A 24,817-nucleotide genomic window follows, 5' to 3' on the forward strand; every position below is an offset into this window, starting at 1 on the left:
TTCCAGCTCGCCACGTCAGGACATTCCGAATTCGTCGTCGATGAGTTTGAAGATCTCGTCGGCGGTCGCCGATTCGATCTCGCTGTCGTCGTCCGTGTCGTCGTCCGGCTCCAGCGCGCCGCCGGACATCTGCCCGGTGCCGCCGGCGGACCACTTCGCCACCAGGCCCTGGAGCCGCGCCATGACCTGGCGTTGCGTCTCGCTGTCGGAGTCGAGCGCCGACAGGGTGGATTCCAGCCGGTCGAGTTCTCCGAAGACGGGCTCGGTCGCGGGCCCGTCCGCGGGGGTGACCTCTTCCCGCAGGAATCGTCCGAGCGACGCCGGGGTCGGGTAGTCGAACACCAGCGTCGCCGGCAGCCGCGTTCCGGTGATCGCGTTGAGCCGGTTGCGCAGCTCGACGGCCGACAGGGAGTCGAAGCCCAGGTCCTTGAACGCGTGTCCAGGCTCGATCGCCCGCCCCGACGCGTAGCCCAGGACGACGGCCACCTGATCGCACACCAGGTCCACGAGGATCCGCTCGCGCTCCGTCTCGGACTTCCCGGCCAGGTGCTGCTTGAGCTCGGCGGCCGGGTCGGCCGTGGTGCTCGCGGCGCCCGCCTCCGCGGTCCGGCGCGCGGGTGCCCGCACCAGTCCCCGCAGCAGCGCGGGTACGTGCTCGCCCACCGACGCCATGTCCATCGTCATGGGCACCAGGACGGCACCGTCGAGATCGCGGGTCGCGTCGAACAGCGCGAGTCCCGCCTCGGGGGTGAGGGCGACCATGCCGGTCCGGGTCATCCGGCTGACGTCGGCGTCGGCCAGCTCGGTGGTCATGCCGCCGTCCTGCGTCCACGGCCCCCAGACGAGCGAGGCCGCGGGAAGCCCCTCGGCCCTGCGGTGCTGGGCCAGGGCGTCCATGAACGCGTTGCCCGCCGCGTAGTTGGCCTGGCCGGCGCCGCCGAAGGTACCGGAGACGGAGGAGAACAGGATGAAGGCGGACAGGTCCAGGTCGCGCGTCAGCTCGTGCAGATGCAGCGCCGCGTCCACCTTCGGACGCAGCACCTTGTCCACCCGCTCCGGCGTCAGCGACTCCACCACACCGTCATCCAGCACACCCGCCGCATGCACCACGGCCGACAGCGGATGCTCCGACCCGATCCCCGCCAGCAGCTTCTCCACCGCGGCCCGGTCGGCGACATCACACGCCACCACCCGCGCCTCGGCACCCAACCCGGCCAGCTCCGCCACCAACTCCGCCGCACCCGGCGCCTCCACGCCACGACGACTCGTCAGCACCAGATGCTCAACCTTGTGCTCCACCACCAGATGACGGGCCAGCAACGCGCCCAGACCACCCGTACCACCCGTGATCAGCACCGTCCCCGGACCATCCAGCGTCCTCGGGATGGTCAGCGCCACCTTGCCGGTGTGCCGGGCCTGGCTGATGAAGCGGAAGGCGTCGGGTGCCCTGCGGACATCCCAGGTGCGCACCGGCAGCGGCCGCAGTGCCCCGCTCTCGAACAGGGAGATCAGGTCGCTCCACATCTCATGGATGCGGTCGGGTCCCGCCTCCATGAGGTCGAACGCCCGGTAGGAGACTCCGGAGTATTCGGCGGCCACCTCGTCCGGGATCCGGATGTCGGTCTTGCCCATCTCCAGGAACCGTCCGCCGCGCGGCAGCAGACGCAGGCCCGCGTCCACGAACTCCCGCGCCAGCGAGTCGAGCACCACGTCCATACCGCGCCCGCCGGTGACATCGAGGAAGCGCTTTTCGAAGTCCAGCGTCCGCGACGACGCGATGTGCTCGTCGTCCAGACCCAGCGACCGCAGGGTGTCCCACTTGCCCTCGCTCGCCGTGCCGAAGACCTCGGCCCCGAGGTGCCGCGCCAGCTGGAGCGTGGCCATGCCCACACCACCGGCCGCCGAGTGCACCAGCACCGACTGGCCGGCCTGGAGGGCTCCCAGGTCCACCATGGCGTAGTAGGCCGTCAGGAACACGATGGGAGTGGAGGCGGCCTGCTCGAACGTCCAGTCCTCCGGGACCCGGGCGACGACGCGCCGGTCGGTGATGGCGACCGGGCCGAACGACCCGCTGAAGATGCCCATCACCCGGTCGCCGGGCGCCAGGTCCGTCACTCCGGGGCCGACCTCGGTCACGGTACCGGCGCCCTCGCCACCGAGCGGCCCGGCCTCTCCGGGGTACATCCCCAGGGCGTTGAGCACGTCGCGGAAGTTCATACCCGCCGCGCGCATCTCGACCCTGATCTCGTTCTCGCGTAGGGCTTCGGTGGCATCGGGGCAGGGCAGCAGCGCCAGGTTCTCCAGGGTTCCCTTGGCATGCATGTCCAGGCGCCATTCCCGTATTCCGGCGGGCGGCAGCAGCGCGGTGCCCGAGGAGACCCGGGCCATGCGCTGGCCGAGCACCGTGCCCTCGCGGACCACGGCCTGCGGCTCGTCGCCGGCGAGCACGGCGGGCAGTGCCGCCTTGGACGCCTCGTCCTCGTCGAGGTCCACCAGGACGAAGCAGCTCGGGTTCTCCGACTGCGCGGACCGCACCATGCCCCACAGGGGTGCGTGGATCAGGTCCGGGGTCTCATCGCGGTCCTCGGGGGCCATGGCGCCCGAGGTCACGAAGACCAGTCGGGAGGAGTCGAACCGGCGGTCGCCGAGCCAGCCCTGGATCAGGCCGAGCGTGTGGTGCGTCACCGCGTGGATGGCGCCCGCGGGCTCCAGGCCCCGCTTGGCCTTGCTCTTGCCCTTGCCCTTGGCCCTGCCCTTCGCCTTGCTCTTGGGCTTGCCCTGGGCCGCCTCGTCGTCGAGGCCCGGTGCGTAGGACACCAGCACGGCCTCCGGGGCGGCGGCGCCCGCGTCGATCGCGGCGCCCAGCGCGTCGAGATCGGCGTAGGCGGTCACCTCGGCTCCGGCGACCGCGCCGGCGGCCAGTCCGTAGTGGTCGGTGCCCACCACGGCCCACCGCGCCGTTGCCGCCTCGGCCGGTGCGATGGCCGGTACGGGGGTCCAGTCCAGCGTGAACAGCGAGTCGCGGAACGCCGACGTCCTGGCCGAGTCGATGTGTTCCACCGACACCGGGCGCAACACGAGGGATTCGATCGACGCCACCGGGCGGCCGGTTCCGTCGGCCACCGCGAGGGAGATGGAGTCCGGACCGAGCTGGGTGAGCCGCACCCGCAGGGTGGACGCGCCACCGGCGTGGAGCGACACCCCGCTCCAGGAGAACGGGAGCCGGGAGAGCCCGACGTCCTCCAGGGCGACGAAGGTCACCGCCTGGACGGCGGCGTCCAGCAGGGCGGGGTGGAGGCCGAAGTCGGCCGCGTCCGACGCGTGCTCCTCATCGAGACCGACCTCGACGTAGACGTCGTCGCCGGAGCGCCAGGCGGCCCGCAGGCCCTGGAACACCGGGCCATAGGCGAAGCCGGTGGCGGCGAAGCGCTCGTAGAAGTCGCTGATGTCCAGGGCTTCCGCATCCGCCGGGGGCCATGCGCTCAGGTCGAACGACGGCTCGGGGCCGGCCGGGGCGAGCGCACCGGCCGCGTGCTGCGTCCACGGCTCGTCCGAGGGCGCGTCGGCCGGGCGGGAGTACAGGCTGAGCGAGCGGTAGCCCGTCTCGTCCGTGTCACCCACCCAGAGCTGCACCTGGACCGGTTCGTGTCCGGGCAGGACCATCGGGGTGGCCAGGGTGACCTCCTCGACCCGGCCGCAGCCGACCTGGTCGGCGGCGCGGATGGCCAGTTCGAGGAATCCGGTCCCGGGGAACAGGGCCGCGCCCGCGATCGCGTGGTCGGCCAGCCACGGCTGGCTCTGTACCGACAGCCTGCTGGTGAACAGGAATCCGTCGCGGCCCGCGAGCTCGACTCCGGCACCCAGCAGTGGGTGGTTGGGAGAGCTGAGCCCGACGGAGGAGATGTCCCCGGTCATGGGGCCGGCCTTCGGCCAGTAGCGCTGCCGCTGGAAGGCGTAGGTGGGCAGTTCCACCCGCCGCACGTCGCGTCCGGCGAACGCCGTCGACCAGTTCACGGTGGTGCCGTGAACGTGGAGTTCGGCCAGCGCCGTCGTCAGCGACTGCGTCTCGGGGCGGTTCTTGCGCAGCGCGGGGACGAGGGTGAGAGTGCCTCCGGCCTCGTCGGCCGGCAGGCAGTCCTGGGCCATCGCGGTGAGCACACCATCGGGGCCCACCTCCAGGAACGAGGTCACCCCGAGCTTCTCCAGGGCCCGTATCCCGTCCGCGAAGCGCACCGCCTCCCGCACATGCCGCACCCAGTAATCCGGCGAGCACACCTCGGCCGCTCCCGCCGACGCACCCGTGAGGTTGGAGACCAGCGAGATCGACGGTGCCTCGAAGGACAGACCGGAGACGACGTCACGGAAGTCGTCCAGCATCGCGTCCATGCGGGGCGAGTGGAAGGCGTGGCTGACCCGCAGGCGGCGGGTCTTGCGGCCCTGCTCGGCCCAGTCCTCGGCGATCTCCAGCGCAGCGGCCTCATCGCCCGCGATCACCACGGCCGTCGGACCGTTGACCGCGGCGATGCTCACCTCGGCCTCACGACCGGCCAGCGACAGGGCGATTTCCTCCTCCGACGCCTGCACCGCCACCATCGCGCCACCTTCCGGCAGCGCCTGCATCAGGCGGCCACGCGCCGCGATGAGCGCGCACGCGTCCTCCAGCGAGAGCACCCCGGCCACATGGGCCGCGGCGACCTCTCCCACCGAGTGGCCGATGAGCACGTCCGGGGTGACGCCCCAGCGCTCCAGCAGCCGGAACAGCGCCACCTCGATGGCGAACAGCGCGGGCTGGGTGAACGCCGTCTGATCCAGCAGCTCGGCGTCCGCGCTGCCCTCGGCTGCGAACATCACCTCCTGCAGCGGCCGGTCGAGCAGCACATCGAGGTACGCGCACACCTCGTCCAGAGCGCGGGCGAACACCGGGAAGCGGTCGTACAGCTCCCGTCCCATGCCCGGACGCTGCGCGCCCTGCCCCGAGAACAGGAACGCCGTCTTACCGGCCGTGCCCACGGATCCCTGGACGACTCCGGGGGCCGTGGCACCGGAGGCGATGGCGTCGAGACCGCTCAGCAGCCCGTCCCGGTCACCGCTCAGGAGCACGGCGCGGTGGTCGAAGACGGACCGGGTGGCCGCCAGCGAATAGCCCACGTCGTCGAGGTCGAGTTCGGGGTGGGCCGCCACGTAGTCGCGCAGGTTCCTGGCCTGGGCCCGCAGCGCCTCGGCGCCCTTGCCGGTGACCGTCCAGGGAAGTGCTTCCGAGCCGGTCGAGGGGGCGTCGTCCGTACGGACCCGCTCGACCGCCTTCGGCTCCTCCGGCTCCGGGGCCTGCTCGATGATGGTGTGGGCGTTGGTGCCGCTGATGCCGAACGAGGAGATGCCCGCCCGGCGCGGCTCGCCGTTGTCCGGCCATGCGGTCGGCTCGGTCAGCAGCCGGACCTCGCCCGCCGTCCAGTCCACATGCGGCGTCGGCTCGTCGACGTGGAGCGTCTTCGGCAGCACGCCCTCGCGCATGGCCATGACCATCTTGATGATTCCTGCGACGCCCGCGGCCGCCTGGGTGTGCCCGATGTTCGACTTGATGGAGCCCAGCCACAGCGGCTGGTCCTCCGGCCGTCCCTGACCGTAGGTGGCCAGCAGCGCCTGAGCCTCGATCGGGTCACCGAGCCTGGTGCCGGTGCCGTGCGCCTCGACCGCCTGTACCTGGTGGGCGGCGAGGTCGGCGCTGGCCAGCGCCTGGCGGATCACCCGCTGCTGCGACGGGCCGTTGGGCGCCGTGATGCCGTTGGACGCGCCGTCCTGGTTGATCGCGGAGCCGCGCACGATCGCCATCACCGGGTGGCCGTTGCGCCGCGCGTCCGACAGCCGCTCGAGCAGCAGCACGCCGACGCCCTCGGCCCAGCCCGTGCCGTCGGCCGATGCCGCGAACGCCTTGCACCGCCCGTCCGTCGACAGCCCCTTCTGCCGGCTGAAGTCCACGAACGAGCCCGGGCTGGACATGATCGTGACACCGCCGGCCAGCGCCAGGGAACACTCGCCCTGGCGCAGCGACTGCACGGCCATGTGCAGTGCCACCAGCGACGAGGAGCACGCCGTGTCCACCGTGACCGCCGGTCCTTCGAGACCGAAGGTGTACGAGATACGGCCCGACACGACGCTGCCCGCGTTGCCGGTTCCGAGGTAGCCGTCGGGGCCGCCCGGGGCGGTCAGCAGCAGGCCGATGTAGTCCTGGCCGTTGCTTCCCGCGAAGACACCCGTCCGGCTCCCCTTGAGCGACGCGGGGTCGATGCCCGCCCGCTCGAACACCTCCCAGGAGGTCTCCAGCAGCAGCCGCTGCTGCGGGTCGATGGTCAGCGCCTCGCGCGGGGCGATCCCGAAGAACGCCGGGTCGAACTCATCGGCGTCGTAGACGAAGCCGCCGCCGCTCGCATAGCTGGTGCCCTGGTTCTCCGGGTCCGGGTCGTAGAGGTAATCCAGATCCCAGCCACGGTTGGTCGGGTAGGCGCTGATCACGTCGCTGCCCTCGGAGACCAGCCGCCACAGGTCCTCCGGAGTGCGCACCCCGCCGGGGAAGCGGCAGCTCATCGACACGATCGCGATCGGGTCGTCGTCCACGACCGTGCCCGTCACCACCGGCAGGTCATCGGCCGGCGCGGGCGCGGTGCCCACCACCTCACCGACGATGAACCGGGCGAGCACCGTGGGCGTCGGGTAGTCGAAGGCCACCGTGACCGGCAGATTCACACCGGCCACCGAGCTCAGGCCGTTTCGCAGCTCCACGGCGGTCAGCGAGTCGAACCCGATGTCCCTGAAGGCCCGGTCCGGCTCCACCGCGTCGGCGCTCGGGTATCCGATCACCTCGGCGGCGTGGGACCTGACGAGGTCGAGCACCTCCGCCTCGCGTTCGGCGGCCGACAGCCCTTCGAGGCGCTCGGCCAGCCCGGAGAGGGCCGCACCGAGCTCGGCCTCCGCCGCCTCCAGTGCCTCCCGCACCTCCGGCAGCTCGTTCAGCAGGGGACGCGGCCGGGCCGAGGCGAACCCGGGGGCGTAGCGCTCCCAGTCCACGTCGGCGACGGTGATGTCGACCTCGTCGTGGTCGAGCGCCTGCTGCAGGGCGTCGACGGCGAGTTCGGGCACCAGCGCCGGCATACCGCGCCGCTTCAGCTGGGCCGCGATGGCGTCGTCGACCAGACCACCGCCGCCCCAGGCGCCCCACGCCACCGAGGTGGCCGCCAGCCCCTGGGCCCGGCGCTGCTGCGCCAGGGCGTCGAGGAAGGCGTTCGCGGCGGCGTAGCTGCCCTGACCGGCACCACCGACGGTTCCGGCGTAGGAAGAGAAGAGGATGAAGGCGGACAGGTCCAGGTCCCGGGTCAGCTCGTGGAGGTTCACCACGGCGTCCACCTTGGGCCGGAAGACGCCCTGCGCCCTGGGGACCGTGAGGGTGTCGATGAGGCCGTCGTCCAGCACACCGGCCGCGTGCACCACCGCGGTCAGCGGGTACTCCGCGGGCAGCCCGTCGAGGAGCTCCCGCAGCGCGCCACGGTCGGCGGCGTCACAGGCGACGACGGTGACCCGCGCACCCAGAGCGGTCAACTCGTCCCTCAGCTCGGCCGCGCCGGGAGCGTCCAGACCGCGGCGGCTGGTCAGCACCAGGTGCTCGGCACCGCCACGGACGAGCCAGCGGGCGAGGCGGCCACCGAGGGCACCGGTACCACCGGTGATCAGGACGCTGCCGCGAGGCTGCCAGGCGCGGGCCGGCCGGGCGTCCCCCAGCGGCGCGCGGACGAGCCTTCGGCCGAAGACCCCGGAGGCGCGCACCGCGACCTGGTCCTCGTCACCGGAGCGCCCGATCAGGCCGACCAGGCGGTTGAGCGCCCGCTCGTCGATCGCGTCCGGCGACTCGGGAAGGTCCACGAGACCGCCCCAGCGCTGTGCGTACTCCAGGCCGACCACCCGGCCCAGACCCCACACCAGGGACTGCTTGACGCTGCCGACCCGGTCGGAGCGGCCCACGGACACGGCTCCGGTGGTGGCGAGCCACAGCGGCACGTCGATGTCGATGTCGCTGAGCGCCTGGACCAGGGCCACGGTGCCGGCGAAGCCACGCGGAATGCCCGGATGCTCGGCGAGCGCCTCCTCGTCCAGTGCGAGCAGGGAGAGCACTCCGTCGATCGCGAGCGTCCCCTCCTGCTCGGATCCGTCCGTGGCGGGCGTATGGGGGGCTGCGGCCCGCAGGAGTTCGGTCAGCGACGACCGCTCCGGCTCCGCCTCGTCCAGGTCGACCCGCACCATGCGGGCACCGTGGCGCTCCACGTCCCGCGCGATGCGCTCCGCCAGTTCACGGGCGGTGTCGACCGGCGGGACGACGACCATCCACGTACCGGTGATCGGGGCGCCCTGCTCCTGGTCCGAGCCGGACATCGACTGGTCGATGAGGGGCTTCCAGTTGATCCGGTAGCGCCAGTTGTCGACCGTCGAACGGTCACGCCTGCCTCGCCGGTACGACGACAGGGCGGGCAGCACCGCGCTCAGCGGCGCCTCGCCGTCGAGATCCAGGGTCTGTGCCAGCCCTTCGAGGTCCTCACGCTCGACGGCCTCCCAGAACCGGGCATCCACCGAGTCGGCCTCGGACACGGGGCCGTTGCCGAGCCCACCGTCCTCGGCCGGCTGCGGCCAGTACCGCTGCCGCTGGAAGGCGTAGGTCGGCAGATCGACCTGACGGCCGCCCTGCCCGGCGAACACCTTCCGCCAGTCGACGTCGGCCCCGTTGACATGAAGCTCGGCGATCGAGGTCAGGAACCGCTCCAGACCGCCTTCATCGCGGCGCAGCGTGCCGACGACCACCGCCTGGGCCTCAGCGGCCTCGACGGTCTGCTGAACGGGCAGGGTGAGCACGGGGTGCGGGCTCACCTCGATGAACACGCCGTGGCCACTGTCGAGCAGGGTGCGGGTGGTGGCCTCCAGCTCGACGGTCTGCCGCAGGTTCCGGTACCAGTACTCCGCGCCCAGACCGGCGGTGTCCACCAGCTCGCCGGTCACCGTGGAGTAGAACGGCACCTCCGACGCGCGCGGCTCGATACCCGCCAGGACCTCCAGCAGCTCCTCGTGGATCGCCTCCACATGTGCGGAGTGCGAGGCGTAGTCCACCGGAACCCGGCGGACTCGGACCTCCTCGCCCTCCAGCCGCTCGACCATCTCATCCAGCGCCCCCGGGTCGCCGGAGACCACGACCGAGCCGGGGCCGTTGACCGCGGCGACGGATATTCCACCGTCCCAGGCGGCGATACGGTCCCTGACCTGGTCAACCGGCAGTCCGACCGACACCATGCCACCACGGCCCGCAAGACCCGCCGCGATCGCCTGCGACCGCAGGGTCACCACCTTCGCCGCATCCTGCAACGAGAGCGCACCGGCCACACAAGCCGCGGCGATCTCACCCTGGCTGTGCCCCATCACCGCGTCCGGCACCACACCCACCGAACGCCACAGCCTCGCCAGCGACACCATCACCGCGAACAACACCGGCTGAACGACATCCACCCGATCGAAACCAGGAGCACCCTCGGCACCGCGCAGCACCTCGCTCAGCGACCAGTCCACGTACGCCGACAGAGCCGTCTCACACTCGGCCATCGCCTCGGCGAACACCGGCGAGCTCTCGAGCAGGCCCACCGCCATCCCCACCCACTGCGCCCCCTGACCGGGGAAGACGAACACCGAACGGCCCGGTGCCTCGACGGCGCTCGCGCGGACCACGCCCGGTGCCTTGGCACCCTCGGCCACCGCCTCCAGGCGCTGCAGGAGTTCTTCTCGGCCGGTCCCGGTGACCGCGGCCCGGTACTGGAACGCGGACCTGGTCGTCGCCAGCGAGAGCGCCACATCGGCGGCACGCAACTCCGGGCGCTCGGCCACGAACTCCCGCAGCTGCTCGGCCTGGGCCAGCACCGCGTCGTTGCTCTTGCCCGACACGACCCACGCCACCGGACCGTCCACGATCTCGGTCTCAGCGGCCTCGGCGGTCTCGACCTCCGGAGCCTGCTCCAGGATGGTGTGCACATTGGTGCCGCTCATCCCGAACGCCGACACACCCGCACGCCGCGGATGCCCGGTCTCGGGCCACGGCCTGGCCTCGGCCAGCAGCTCGACGTCACCCTCCGTCCAGTCCACGTGCGGTGAAGGCTCGTCGAGGTGCAGGGTCTTCGGCAGCACGCCGTGACGCATCGCCATCACCATCTTGATGACGCCGCCCACGCCCGCCGCCGCCTGCGAGTGACCGATGTTCGACTTGATGGCACCCAGCCACAGCGGCTGGCCCTCGGGGCGGTCCTGGCCGTAGGTGGCCAGCAGCGCCTGCGCCTCGATCGGGTCACCCAGGGTGGTACCCGTGCCGTGCGCCTCCACCGCGTCGACCTCGGCGCCCGACAGGCGGGCGTTCGCCAGCGCCTGCCGGATGACCCGCTGCTGCGAGGGGCCGTTGGGCGCCGTCAGGCCGTTGGACGCGCCGTCCTGGTTCACCGCGCTGCCCCGCACCACGGCGAGGACGGGGTGGCCGTTGCGGCGGGCGTCCGACAGCCGCTCGAGGACGAGCATGCCGACGCCCTCGGCCCAGCTCGCGCCGTCCGCCGCGGCCGAGAACGGCTTGCTGCGGCCGTCGGAGGCGAGCGCGCGCTGCCGGCTGAACTCGACCATCGACATCGGGGTGGACATCACGGTCACACCACCGGCCAGCGCCAGCGAGCACTCGCCCTGGCGCAGCGCCTGCCACGCGAGGTGCAGGGCGACCAGCGACGACGAGCAGGCGGTGTCCACCGTCATGGCGGGCCCTTCGAGGCCCAGGGTGTAGGAGATGCGGCCCGAGAGCACGCTCGGCGAGACACCGGTGCCGACGAGGCCCTCGACGCTCTCCTGGGATCCGGCGAGGACACCGCCGTAGTCCTGGTAGGTCACACCGGCGAAGACGCCGGTCTGGCTGCCCTTCGTGGAGACCGGGTCGATACCGGCCCGCTCCAGCGCCTCCCATGAGGTCTCCAGCAGCAGTCGGTGCTGCGGGTCCATCGATATCGCCTCACGCGGCGAGATCCCGAAGAACCCCGGGTCGAACTGGCTGGCGTTGTGCAGGAAGCCACCTTCCTGCGTGTAGCACTTGCCCGGCGCGTCCGGGTCCGGGTCGTAGAGGTTCTCCACGTCCCAGCCGCGGTCCGTCGGGAAGGGGGAGATGCCGTCCCGGCCTTCGGCGACCAGGTTCCACAGGTCCTCCGGAGTGGCCACCCCTCCGGGGTAGCGGCAGCTCATCCCCACGATCACGATCGGATCGTCGTTGGCCGCCACCGCGACCGGTACCGGCTCCAGCGCTCCGGTCCGCGTGCCGAGCACCTCGGCACGGGCGAACTTCGCCAGTTCGGCGGGGGTCGGGTAGTCGAACACGGCCGTCGCCGGGAGACGCAGGCCCGTGGCCTTGCTCACCCGGTTACGGAACTCGACGGCGGTCAGCGAGCTGAATCCGAGGTCCTTGAACGCCTGCGATCCCTGGACCGCGTCGGCCGAGGAATGTCCCAGCACCGCCGCGACATGCGTGCGGATCACATCGAGCAGTACCCGGTCCTGCTCCGGCTGGGAGAGTCCGGCCAGCCGCTCCCGCAGTGCGGCGAGCGGCCCGGAGTCCGAGCCGGCACCCCGCTTGGCGGTGCGCCGTGCGGTCTTGCGCCGACGGGCGGGCTTGGCGGGGGTCTCCTCGACGGGGGTGCCGGTGGCCACCTCGGCCGAGGTGGCGGTCTCGGCCGCGTCCGGCGCCGGGATCTCCGGCTGCTCCGTGGCGACCTGACGTAGCGTCAGCGCGTCGGCGGAGAGCACGGCTTCGCCGGCTCCGTCGACCGCGTCCAGGGAGAGGGTCTCCGGACCGGTACGGACGAGCCGGACGCGCAGCGCGGAGGCACCGGAGGCGTACAGCGACACCCCGGCCACGCTGAACAGGATGCGGCCGCGCCCCACGCCGTCCAGCACTCCGAGGCCGAGCGGCTGCAGCGCCGCGTCCAGAAGGGCGGGGTGCAGCCCGAACCGCTCGGCGTCCACAACGGACTCCTCAGCCAGGCTGACCTCGGCGAACACCTCGTCATCGCGCTGCCAGACGGCTCGGAGGCCACGGAACGAAGGCCCGTAGACAAGGCCGTCGTCGGCGAGCGACTCGTACAGGCCGTCCACATCGACGCGCTCGGCGCCGGGCGGGGGCCAGGCGGCGGAGTCGAAGCGTGCCGCTCCTTCGGCGGTCCCGGTGTCGTCCGGCTCGGGGGCGAGCACACCGCTGGCGTGGCAGATCCACTCGTCCTCGCCCTCCGGCTCGGCCGCTCGGGAGTACACCTCCAGCGAACGGGTGCCGGACTCGTCCTCCTCGCCGAGGGCGAGCTGGATCTGGACGCCGCCCCCTCGGGAAAGGACCAGCGGCGCCTGGATGACGAGCTCTTCCACCAGGCCGAGGCCGACCTCGTCGCCGGCGCGAATGGCCAGTTCGACGAGGGCAGCGCTGGCCAGGACCGCCTCGCCGCGCAGGACGTGGTCCGCCAGCCAGGGCTGGGTGTGCAGCGAGAGGGTTCCGGTGAACACCAGGCCGTCGACGCCCGCGAGGGGGACGGCTCCGCCCAGCAGCGGGTGATCGGCGGGGTCGAGGCCGAAGGCGGCGGCGTCTCCCGCCGGGGCACCGGACTCCAGCCAGTAGCGCTGGTGCTGGAACGCGTAGGTCGGCAGGTCCACGCGGCGGGCGCCGCGCCCGGCGAAGAAGGCCCGCCAGTTGACGGTTTCGCCGTGGACGTGCGCCTCGGCGAGGGCCGCCACGAGCGCCTGCGTCTCGGGGCGGTCCTTGCGCAGCACCGGAACCAGCAGGGGGGCCGGTGCCTCCTCGGCCACGATGTCGTCGACCGGTTCGGTCAGGCACTCCTGGGCCATCGCGGAGAGTACGCCGTCGGGGCCCACCTCGATGTACGCGGTGACGCCCTGCGCTTCGAGGGTCCGTACTCCGCTGAAGAAGCGGACGGTCTGCCGTACGTGCCGCACCCAGTACTCCGGCGAGCACACCGCTTCGGCTCCGGCCTGCTCACCGGTGACATTGGAGATGAGCGCGATGGACGGGCTGTGGTAGACGAGCGTTCCCGCGACCGCGCGGAAGTCCTCCAGCATCGCGTCCATGTGAGGGGAGTGGAAGGCGTGGCTGACGCGCAGACGGCGCGTCTTGCGGCCCCGCTCCGCCCACTGCCCGGCGATCTCCAGCGCCACCGCCTCATCGCCCGCGATAACGACCGCGGTCGGACCGTTGACGGCGGCGATGCTCACCTCGGCCTCACGACCGGCCAGCGACGGAGCGATCTCCTCCTCCGACGCCTCGACGGCCACCATCGCGCCGCCCTCGGGCAGCGCCTGCATCAACCGGCCACGAGCCGCCACCAGCGCGCACGCGTCATCCAGCGAGAACACACCCGCCACATGCGCGGCCGCGATCTCACCGATGGAGTGACCGATCACCACATCCGGGGTCACACCCCAGTGCTCCAGCAACCGGAACAACGCCACCTCGACCGCGAACAGCGCCGGCTGCGTGAACGCCGTCTGATCCAGCGACTCCGCATCCGCACTGCCCTCCGCCGCGAACAGCACGTCCCGCAGCGGACGGTCCAGCAGAAGGTCAAGCCGCGCGAACACCTCGTCCAGCGCCCGCGCGAACACCGGGAACGCCTCGTACAGCTCCCGGCCCATGCCCAGGCGCTGCGCACCCTGACCGGTGAACATGAACGCGGTCTTTCCGCCCTTGGCCGCCTGCCCCCGGACGATGCCGGGGGCGTCGTCGCCCGCGGCGACGGCCTCCAGGCCGCGCAGCAACGTCTCGCGTTCGGTGCCCAGCAGCACCGCGCGGTGCTCGAACACCGATCGCGTGGCGACCAGCGATTCGGCGATGTCCAGAACGCCGGACCCGGCCCCTTCGGACAGGTGCGCGCGCAGCCGCTCGGCCTGGTCGCGCAGGGCTTCCGGGCTCCGGGCGGAGAGCACCCAGGGGGCCATACCGTGATCGTCGGCGGGGATCGCCGGGGCGGGCTCCGCCTCGTCGTACACCGGGGCCTGTTCGATGATGGTGTGCGCGTTGGTGCCGCTCACGCCGAAGGCGGAGATGCCGGCCCGGCGCGGCTGCCCGGTCTCGGGCCATGCGGCGGTCTCGGTCAGCAGCCGCACCTCGCCCGCCGACCAGTCCACCTCGCGCGACGGCTCGTCCACGTGCAGGGTCTGGGGCAGCACCCCGTGCCGCATGGCCATCACCATCTTGATGACGCCCGCGACACCGGCGGCGGCCTGCGTGTGGCCGATGTTCGACTTGATCGATCCCAGCCACAGCGGAAGGTTCTCCGGGCGCTCCTGGCCGTAGGTGGCCAGCAGGGCCTGAGCCTCGATCGGGTCGCCCAGCGTCGTTCCGGTGCCGTGTGCCTCGATCGCCTGGACGTCGGCGGCGGACAGCCGGGCGTTGGCGAGGGCCTGGCGGATGACCCGCTGCTGCGAGGGGCCGTTGGGGGCCGTCAGACCGTTGGAGGCACCGTCCTGGTTCACCGCCGAGCCGCGCACGATCGCCAGCACCTGGTGGCCGTTGCGGCGGGCGTCGGACAGCCGCTCCACGAGCAGCATGCCCACACCCTCGGACCAGCCCGTGCCATCGGCCGCGTCCGCGAACGGCTTGCACCGGCCGTCGGGGGCGAGCCCGCGCTGACGGCTGAACTCCACGAAGGCGGCCGGGCTGGTCATCACGGTGACGCCACCGGCGAGCGCCATGTCGCACTCGCCCTGACGCAGCGCCTGCGCGGCCTGGTGCAGGGCGACCAGCGACGACGAGCACGCCGTGTCCACCGTCAGCGCGGGCCCCTCAAGACCCAGCGTGTAGGAGATGCGGCCCGAGACGACGGAGGTGGCGCTGCCGGTCAGCAGCTGCCCCTCCAGCCCCTCGGGAATCTCCTGCAGCCCCGCTCCATAGCCGGAGGTCGCGGCTCCGACGTAGACGCCGATCTGGCTGCCGCGCACCGACGCCGGGTCGATACCGGCCCGCTCGAACGCCTCCCACGAGGTCTCCAGCAGCAACCGCTGCTGCGGATCCATCGCGAGCGCCTCACGCGGCGAGATCCCGAAGAACGCCGCGTCGAACTCGCTCGCCCCGTCCAGGAACCCACCCTCGCGGGCGTAGAACGTGCCCGAGCGGTCCGGGTCGGGGTCGTACATCCCCTCGACATCCCATCCACGGTCGGAGGGGAAGTCCGTGATGGCGTCCGTACCGGCCGCCACGAGGTTCCACAGCTCCTCCGGGCTGCGCACACCGCCCGGGAAGCGGCAGCTCATCCCGACGATGGCGATCGGGTCGTCATCGACCGGGTCCGCCGCCGCCGACGGCGCGGCCACCGCGCCCCGCGTCCCCAGCACCTCGGCACGCAGATGGTCGGCCAGCACCGTGGCACTCGGGTAGTCGAAGACCAGCGTGGCCGGAAGCACCAGCCCGGTCTCCGCGTTCAGCCGGTTACGGAACTCCACGGCCGTGAGCGAGTCGAAACCCAGCTCCTTGAACGCACGGCCGGGCTCGACCGCCTCCGCACCCGCGAAGCCGAGGACCGCGGCGGCGTGGGCGCGCACCAGGTCGAGCAGGGTTCGGTCGATCTCGGCCTCGGTCAGCCCCGTCAACCGCTCCCGCAGGGCCGAGCCGGCCGAGGTGCCTTCGGCGCTTCCGGCGTTCGCCAGCGCCCGCTGGACCTCGGGCAGTTCGCCGAGGAGCGGGCTGGGCCGCCCGATGGTGAACGCGGGGGCGAATCGCTCCCAGTCCACATCGGCGACCGTCACCACACCGTCGTCACCCGCGACCGCTCCCTGCAGCGCGGCGATCGCCAGACCCGGCGCCATCGTGAGCAGACCGCGGCGAGCGAGCTGCTCGCCCTCGTCTCCGCCCACCATGCCACCCTCGGCCCAGGGACCCCAGGCCACCGCGGTACCGGCAAGACCCCGGGCACGCCGGTCCTCCACCAACGCGTCCAGATAGGCATTGGCCGCACCGTACGCGGCCTGGCCACCACTGCCCCACACACCCGCGATCGAGGAGAACACCACGAACGCGTCGAGTTCGCGGTCGCCCAGCAAGGCGTCCAGATGGCCGGCACCGGCGGCCTTCCCCGACACCACCGAGGCGGCGTCCGCCAAGCTCATCCCCGCCAGCTCGGCGGCCTGCTCCACACCCGCCGCATGGAAGACCGCCGTCAGCGGAAGCTCCTCCGGCACCGCGTCCAGCACGGCGGCCAGTTGCTCACGGTCGGCCACATCGCAGGCCGCCACGGTCACCCGCGCGCCCAGGGCTTCGAGCTCCTCGCACAGCTCGGACGCGCCCGGCGCGTCAAGCCCACGACGGCTGGTCAGCACCAGGTGCTCGGCACCGTTGCGCACCAGCCAGCGGGCCACCCGGCCACCCAGCGCACCCGTGCCACCGGTCACCAGCACCGTGCCGCGCGCCCGCCACGTCGTTCCGTCGGCCGCGGGCGCGGCCGAACGGGTCAGGCGGCGTGCGAACACCCCGGAACCGCGCACCGCCACCTGGTCTTCGGCGACCTCGGTGGTCTCGGTGGACAGCACACCGACCAACCGGCCCACCGCACGCTCGTCCAGGGAATCGGGCAGGTCGACCAGACCGCCCCACAGCGCCGGCAACTCCAGCGCGGCCACCCTGCCCAATGCCCACACCATCGCCTGCGTCGGGTGGCTGAGCCTTTCGGAGCGGCCCACCGACACGGCGCCCCGCGTACCGCACCACAGCGAAGCCTCGATGCCCGCGTCCGCCATGGCCCGTACCAGGGTCAGCGTCAGGGCCAGACCGCTGGGGAGCGCGGGGTGTCCCGGGCAGGGCGCCTCGTCCAGGGCGAGCAGCGACAACACACCACCCACTGCGGGCGCGTCGGCGATCGCCCCACGCAGCCGCTCCCCCAGCGCCTCGGCGTCCAGGTCCCGCTCATCGGCCACCAGCGGCACCACATCGGCGCCGTGCCGTTCGAGCCCGGAGACGACGTCCGCCACCAGCTCGTCCTCGGCACGGGACGCCGGGACCACCACCAGCCACGTCCCCGACAGCGACCCGCCGGCCGCGTCCGGGACCGGCTTCCACGCCACACGGTAGCGCCAGTTGTCGATCGTGGACTGGTCACGCCGGTTGCGGTGGTACGTGGACAGCGCTGGCAGCACCGCGCTCAGCGGCGTCTCGCCGTCGACGTCGAGCGTCTCGGCGAGCGCCTCGAGATCCTCGCGCTCGACCGCCTCCCAGAACCGGGCGTCCACCGAGTCCGCGGCGGCCGACGTGTCCCACCCGTTCAGGGAGAGGGACACCTCGGGCCAGTACCGCTCGCGCTGGAAGGCGTACGTCGGCAGCTCCACCATGCGCGCACCGCGCCCGGCGACGACGGACTCCCACTCCACCGAGGCTCCGTGGACGTGGAGTTCGGCCAGCGCCATCGTCAGCGCCTGGGCCTCGGGACGGTCCTTGCGCAGCACCGGCACCACGGCCGAGGCCGCGGCCTGGTCCTCCGTCAGGCAGTCGCGCGCCATCGCGGACAGCACACCGTCGGGGCCGACCTCCAGGAACCTGGTGACGCCCTGGGCGGTGAGTGCCCGCATGCCGTCGGCGAAGCGCACGGCCTCGCGCACATGGCGCACCCAGTACTCGGGCGAGCACACCTGGTCCGCGTCCGCCGCCTCGCCCGTGACGTTCGAGATCAGGGCGATGGACGGTGTCTGGAAGGACAGGCCGGAGACAACGTCACGGAAGTCGTCCAGCATGGCGTCCATGCGCGGGGAGTGGAAGGCGTGGCTGACGCGCAGCCGGCGGGTCTTACGGCCCTGCTCCGCCCACTGTTCGGCGATCTCCAGCGCCACGGCCTCATCGCCCGCGATGACGACCGCGGTCGGGCCGTTGACGGCGGCGATGCTCACCTCGGCCTCACGACCGGCGAGCGAGCCGGAGATCTCCTCCTCGGAAGCCTCGACGGCGACCATGGCGCCGCCCTCGGGCAGCGCCTGCATCAGACGGCCACGAGCGGCCACCAACGTGCAGGCGTCCTCCAGCGAGAACACCCCGGCCACATGGGCGGCGGCGATCTCACCGATGGAGTGGCCGATCAGCACGTCCGGGATGACGCCCCAGTGCTCCAGGAGCCGGTACAGCGCCACCTCGACCGCGAACAGCGCGGGCTGGGTGAACGCCGTCTGATCCAGCAGCTCGGCGTCCGCGCTCCCCTCCGCCGCGAACACCACCTCCCGCAGTGGACGGTCCAGCACCACATCGAGGTGCGCGCACACCTCGTCCAGCGCACGGGCGAACACCGGGAACGCGTCGTACAGCTCCCGTCCCATGCCCAGGCGCTGCGCACCCTGGCCCGAGAACAGGAACGCCGACTTGCCACCCGTCACGGCCTGTCCCTGGACGGCTCCCGAGGCGATTCCGCCCTCCGCGACGGCCCGCAGGCCGCGCAGCAGGGTCTCCCGGTCCTCACCCACCAGCACGGCACGGTGCTCGAACACCGTCCTGGCCGCCAGCGTGTGTCCGACCTCCAGTACGCCGATGTCTTCGCGCGCCGCCACATCCGCGTACAGCCGCTCGGCCTGCGCCCGCAGCGCCTCCCGGCTCTGCCCGGAAACCAGCCACGGCACCACGGCCGCCGACACCGTCTCAGGCCCGGTCGTCTCCGGGGCCACGGCTTCTGCCAGGTCGGGAGCCTGCTCAATGATGGTGTGCGCGTTGGTTCCGCTCAGCCCGAACGAGGAGATACCCGCCCGGCGCGGCTGTCCCGTCTCGGGCCATGTGGTGGCCTCGGTCAGCAGGCGCACCTCACCCGCCGACCAGTCCACCTGCCGCGACGGCTCGTTCACATGCAGCGTCTTCGGCAGCACGCCCGCGCGCATGGCCATCACCATCTTGATGACCCCGGCCACGCCCGCGGCGGCCTGCGTATGACCGATGTTGGACTTGATGGCGCCCAGCCACAGCGGGCGGCCCTCCGGGCGGTCCTGGCCGTAGGTCGCGAGCAGCGCCTGCGCCTCGATGGGGTCACCCAGCGTCGTCCCCGTACCGTGCGCCTCGACCGCGTCCACCTCGGACGCGGACAACCCCGCGCTCTCCAGCGCCTGCCGGATGACCCGCTGCTGGGACGGGCCGTTGGGCGCCGTCAGACCGTTGGACGCACCGTCCTGGTTCACGGCGGAGCCCCGCACGATCGCCAGCACCTGGTGGCCGTTGCGCCGGGCGTCCGACAGCCGCTCCACCAGCAGCATGCCGACACCTTCGGACCAGCCCGTGCCGTCCGCACCCTCGGCGAACGGCTTGCAGCGGCCATCGGGCGCCAGACCGCGCTGGCGGCTGAACTCCACGAAGGCACCCGGTGTCGACATCACCGACACACCGCCGGCCAGGGCCAGATCGCACTCGCCCTGGCGCAGCGCCTGCACCGCGAGGTGCAGCGCCACCAGCGACGACGAACACGCCGTGTCCACCGTCATCGCCGGCCCCTCGAGGCCGAACGTGTACGAAATGCGCCCGGACACCACACTGGCCGCGCTGCCCGTGCCCACATGGCCACCGAAGTCCTCGGGGGCGTCGAGCATGAGCGTGGAGTAGTCCTGGCCGTTGGTGCCGACGAACACTCCGGTCCTGGTGCCACGGAGCGAGGCCGGTTTGACGCCCGCGTATTCGAACGCCTCCCACGACGTCTCCAGCAGCAGCCGCTGCTGCGGGTCCATGGCCACCGCCTCGCGCGGCGAGATCCCGAAGAACCCGGGGTCGAACTGGGGCGCCCCGTAGAGGAAACCGCCCTCGCGGGCGTAGAACGTGCCCGGGTGCTCGGGGTCCGGGTGGTACATGCCCTCGACGTCCCAGCCACGGTCGCCGGGGAACCCGGCGATGGCGTCGCCGCCCTCGGCCAGGAGCCGCCACAGGTCCTGCGGGGTCTCGACGCCTCCGGGGAAGCGGCAGCTCATCGCCACGATCGCGATGGGGTCGTCGTCATCGGGCCGCGCACGGTGCGCCACAGCCGAGGTGACCGCCGCGGCGTGGACCCCGCCCAGCTCCCGCCGCAGATGGTCGGCGAGCACCTCCGCGGTCGGGTAGTCGAAGACGAGGGTCGCGGGCAGGCTCAGACCGGTGGCCAGGTCGAGCCGGTTGCGCAGCTCGATGGCGGTGAGGGAGTCGAATCCGAGGTCCCGGAAGGCGCGGCCCGGCTCGACGGACTCCGCCGAGAAGTGGCCGAGTGTCGAGGCCGCGTGGGTGCGGATGAGGTCCAGCAGGAGGAGGCGCTGCTCCTCGTCCGACCGTCCGGCCAGCTGGTCCCGCAGGTCGTGGCCCGGTGCTGCCCGGCCGGTGGTCCCGGCCGCGGCGGTCAGGAGCTCGCGCGCCTCGGGGATGTCGCCGACGAGGGCGCTGGGGCCCGCGCTCAGCATGGAGGCCATGGCGGCCCAGTCGATGTCGGCCACGACCAGCGCGGGCTCGTCCTGGCCCGCGGCCCAGCGCAGCGCGTCCACGGCCAGCGAGGGGGCCATGGGGGGCAGCGGTCCTCCGCGGAGCCGCTCCCCGGCGCGGCCGCTCGCGGCCATGCCGCCGTCGGCCCACGGGCCCCAGGCGACCGCGGTGGCGGAAAGGCCCTGCGCCCGGCGCTGCTGCGCCAGCGCGTCCAGGTAGGCGTTGGCCGCCGCGTAGGCGGCCTGGCCCGCGCTGCCGACGACGCCGGCGAACGAGGAGAACAGCACGAACGCGTCGAGCGACAACTCCGCGGTCAGCTCGTGCAGGTGCCGCGCGCCCTCGACCTTCGCGGCCAGCGTCCCGGCGAGCCGGTCGACGGTCAGGCCGTCCAGCACACCGTCGTCCAGAATGCCCGCCGCGTGCACGACGGCGCTCAGCGGATACCGCTCGGGGACGGCGGCCAGCACGGCGGCGAGGGCATCGCGGTCGGCGGCGTCGCAGGCCGCCACGGTCACCTCGGCGCCGAGCCCTTCGAGCTCCGCCGTGAGTTCGGGAACCCCCTCGGCCGACGGGCCGCGACGGCTCGTCAGCACCACGTGTTCGGCGCCCTCGCGCACGGCCCAGCGCGCCACCTGCGCGCCCAGGGCGCCGGTGCCACCGGTGATGAGCACCGTGCCCCGGGGCCGCCACGCGCGCTCCGCCGACTCGTTGCCCACCGTGACGCGGGACAGGCGCCGGGCGTACGCTCCGGAGCCGCGCAGCGCCACCTGGTCCTCGCCGCCTTCGGCGGACAGCGCCCAGGCCAGTCGCGCGGCGGCGCGCTCGTCCAGCGTCCCGGGCAGATCGACGAGGCCGCCCCAGATGCGGGGGTGCTCCAGCGCGGCCACCCGGCCAAGGCCCCAGATTTCCGCCTGCACGGCGCTGATGAGCTGGTCGGAGCGGCCCACCGACACGGCACCCCGGGTGCCGCACCACAGCCGGGTGCGGATGTCGGCCTCGGCCAGGGCCCGCACCAGCATCAGTGTCAGGGCGAGGCCACGGGAGACCTCCGGGTGCCCGGTGCAGGGCCGCTCGTCCACGCCCACCAGGGACAGCACACCGCCGATCCCGGACGGATCGGTGGCGATCTCACGCAGCCGTGCGGCCAGCACGCCGGGGGCGAGGTCGGCCTCGTCGGCCACCACACGAACGACCTCGGCACCGTGCCGCTGGAGCGCGGCGGACGCCGACTCCACGAACGCGTCGTCGTCGCCGCAGCCGGGGACGACCAGGAGCCATGTCCCCGAGAGCGTGGCCGCGGGGGACTCCGAGACCGGCTTCCACGAAATCCGGTACCGCCAGCCGTCGACCGTGGCCCGGTCGCGCTGCTGACGACGGTACGAGGACAGCGCGGGCAGCAGCTCGCCCAGCGAACCGCTTCCCTCGACGTGCAGCGCCTCCGCCAGCGCCTCCAGGTCCTCGCGCTCCACCGCGTCCCAGAAGCGGGCGTCCACGCTGTCAGCGGCGGAACCGCCGGACACCGCGCTCGTGCCCTCGAGCCAGTAGCGCTGCCGCTGGAAGGGGTACGTCGGCAGCTCGACCGTGCGGGCACCCCGCCCGGCGAAGACCTGCTCCCAGTCCACCGTCACACCGTGGACGTGGGCCTCGGTCAGCGCGGCCATCAGGGCCTGGGCGTCAGGGCGCCCCTTGCGCAGGACCGGCACCACGGCCGAGGCCGAAGCCGCCTCTCCCGCAAGGCAGTCCCGCGCCATCGCCGAGAGCACACCATCGGGGCCCACCTCGATGTACGCGGTGACGCCCTGGGCCGCGAGGGAGCGAACGCCGTCGGCGAAGCGCACGGCCTCGCGCACATGCCGCACCCAGTACTCCGGCGAGCACACCTCGTCGGCCCCGACCGGCTCACCCGTGACGTTGGAGACCAGCGCCAGGGTGGGGGGCTGGAAGGACAGCCCCCGCACCACACGGCGGAAGTCGTCCAGCATCGCGTCCATGCGCGGCGAGTGGAAGGCGTGGCTGACCCGCAGCCGGCTCGTCTTGCGCCCTTGCTCCGACCACTGTCCGGCGATCTCCAGTACAGCGGCCTCGTCACCGGCGATGACCACGGCGGTCGGGCCGTTGACCGCGGCGATGCTCACCTCGGCCTCACGTCCGGCGAGCGAGCCCGCGATCTCCTCCTCCGACGCCTGCACCGCGACCATGGCGCCGCCCTCGGGCAGCGCCTGCATCAGCCGGCCACGCGCCGCGACCAGGGTGCACGCGTCCTCCAGGGAGAGCACACCGGCCACATGGGCGGCGGCGATCTCGCCGATGGAGTGGCCGATCAGCACGTCCGGGGTGACGCCCCAGTGCTCCACCAGCCGGTACAGCGCCACCTCGACCGCGAACAGCGCGGGCTGGGTGAAGGCCGTCTGATCCAGGAGCTCGGCGTCCGCGCTCCCCTCCGCCGCGAACACCACCTCCCGCAGCGGACGGTCCAGCACCACATCCAGATGCGCACACACCTCGTCCAGCGCCTGGGCGAACACCGGGAACGCGTCGTACAGCTCCCGGCCCATCCCGAGGCGCTGCGCACCCTGGCCGGAGAAGAGGAACGCGGTCTTGACCGCCGACCCGGCCACGCCCTGGAGCACATGGGGAGCGGCCTCGCCCGCGGCGACGGCCTCGAGCCCGGCGAGGAGTTCCGCACGGTTCGCACCGGACACCACGGCACGGTGCTCGAACATCGACCGCGTCGCCACCAGCGAATGGCCGATGTCCAGCGGGCTCAATTCGGCCCGCTCCAGCAGGAACGCCCTGAGCCGGGCCGCTTGGGCCCGCAGCGCGTCCGCGTCACGACCCGACAGCAGCCAGGTGGCCACACCGATGTCGGCGTCGGACGCCGGGCTCGTCTCGGCCTCGTCTTCGTTCTCGTCAACCGGCGGAGCCTGCTCGATGATGGTGTGCGCGTTGGTGCCGCTGACACCGAACGCGGAGATGCCCGCCCGGCGCGGCTGATCGGTCTCGGGCCACGCGGTGGCCTCGGTCAGCAGCCGCACCTCGCCCGCCGACCAGTCCACCTGCCGCGAGGGCTCGTCCACATGCAGCGTCTGCGGCAACATCCCGTGCCGCATCGCCATCACCATCTTGATGACACCCGCGACACCGGCGGCGGCCTGTGTGTGACCGATGTTGGACTTGAGCGCGCCCAGCCAGAGCGGGCGGCCCTCCGGGCGGTCCTGGCCGTACGTGGCCAGCAGGGCCTGCGCCTCGATCGGGTCGCCCAGGGACGTACCGGTCCCGTGTCCTTCCACCACGTCCACATCGGACGGGGCCAGTCGGGCGCTCGCCAGCGCATCGCGGATGACCCGCTGCTGCGAGGGGCCGTTCGGCGCCGTGAGACCGTTGGACGCACCGTCCTGGTTGACCGCCGAACCACGCACGATCGCCAGCACCTGGTGGCCGTTGCGCCGGGCGTCCGACAGCCGCTCCACGAGCAGCATGCCCACACCCTCGGACCACCCCGTGCCGTCCGCCGCGTCCGCGTACGGCTTGCACCGGCCATCGGGGGCCAGACCGCGCTGCCGGCTGAACTCCACAAAGGCACCCGGTGTCGACATCACCGTCGCACCACCGGCAAGCGCCAGGTCGCACTCGCCCTGCCGCAGCGCCTGGACCGCCAGATGCAGCGCGACCAGCGACGATGAACACGCCGTGTCCACCGTGACCGCGGGTCCTTCAAGACCGAAGGTGTACGAGATACGACCTGATACGACGGAGGTCGACGTGCCCGTCAGCAAGTGGCCTTCGACATCCTCCGGGAACTCGTCGACGTCCGACCCGTAGCCCGAGGTCGAGGCCCCCACGAAGACACCGCCCCGACGGCCCTTCACCGACCCCGGAGCGATGCCCGCCCGTTCGAAGACCTCCCACGAGGTTTCCAGCAGCAGTCGCTGCTGCGGATCCATGGCAAGGGCCTCGCGCGGCGAGATCCCGAAGAAGCCCGCGTCGAACTCGGCCGCGTCGTGGAGAAAACCACCCTCACGGGAGTAGAACGTGCCCGAACTCTCGGGATCGGGGTCGTACATCCCGTCCACGTCCCACCCACGGTTGGACGGGAAGTCAGAGATGGCATCGCCACCGCCGGCCACCAGCCGCCACAAATCCTCGGGGCTCCCCACACCGCCAGGGAAACGGCAACTCATCGCCACGATGGCAATGGGTTCCTGCTCTCCTGCCTCCAGCTCGCGCAGGCGTTGGCGCGCTTGGTGCAGATCTGCCGTTACCCGCTTGAGGTAGTCCCGAAGCCTATCTTCGTTCACCATGGAAACCTTGCCTGTTACGAGTCAA

General features: G+C 72.4%; 1 protein-coding gene. It reads right to left on the reverse strand.

What is annotated here, in order from left to right:
* Nucleotides 1-15 precede the first annotated feature (15 nt).
* Nucleotides 16-24,792 carry a type I polyketide synthase gene (locus ACZ6TD_RS05035; RefSeq protein WP_471351092.1) on the reverse strand — a complete coding sequence of 8,259 codons (24,777 nt, stop codon included), beginning with the start codon at nucleotides 24,790-24,792 and terminating at the stop codon, nucleotides 16-18.
* Nucleotides 24,793-24,817 lie beyond the last annotated feature (25 nt).

Source organism: Streptomyces yongxingensis, assembly GCF_055597465.1.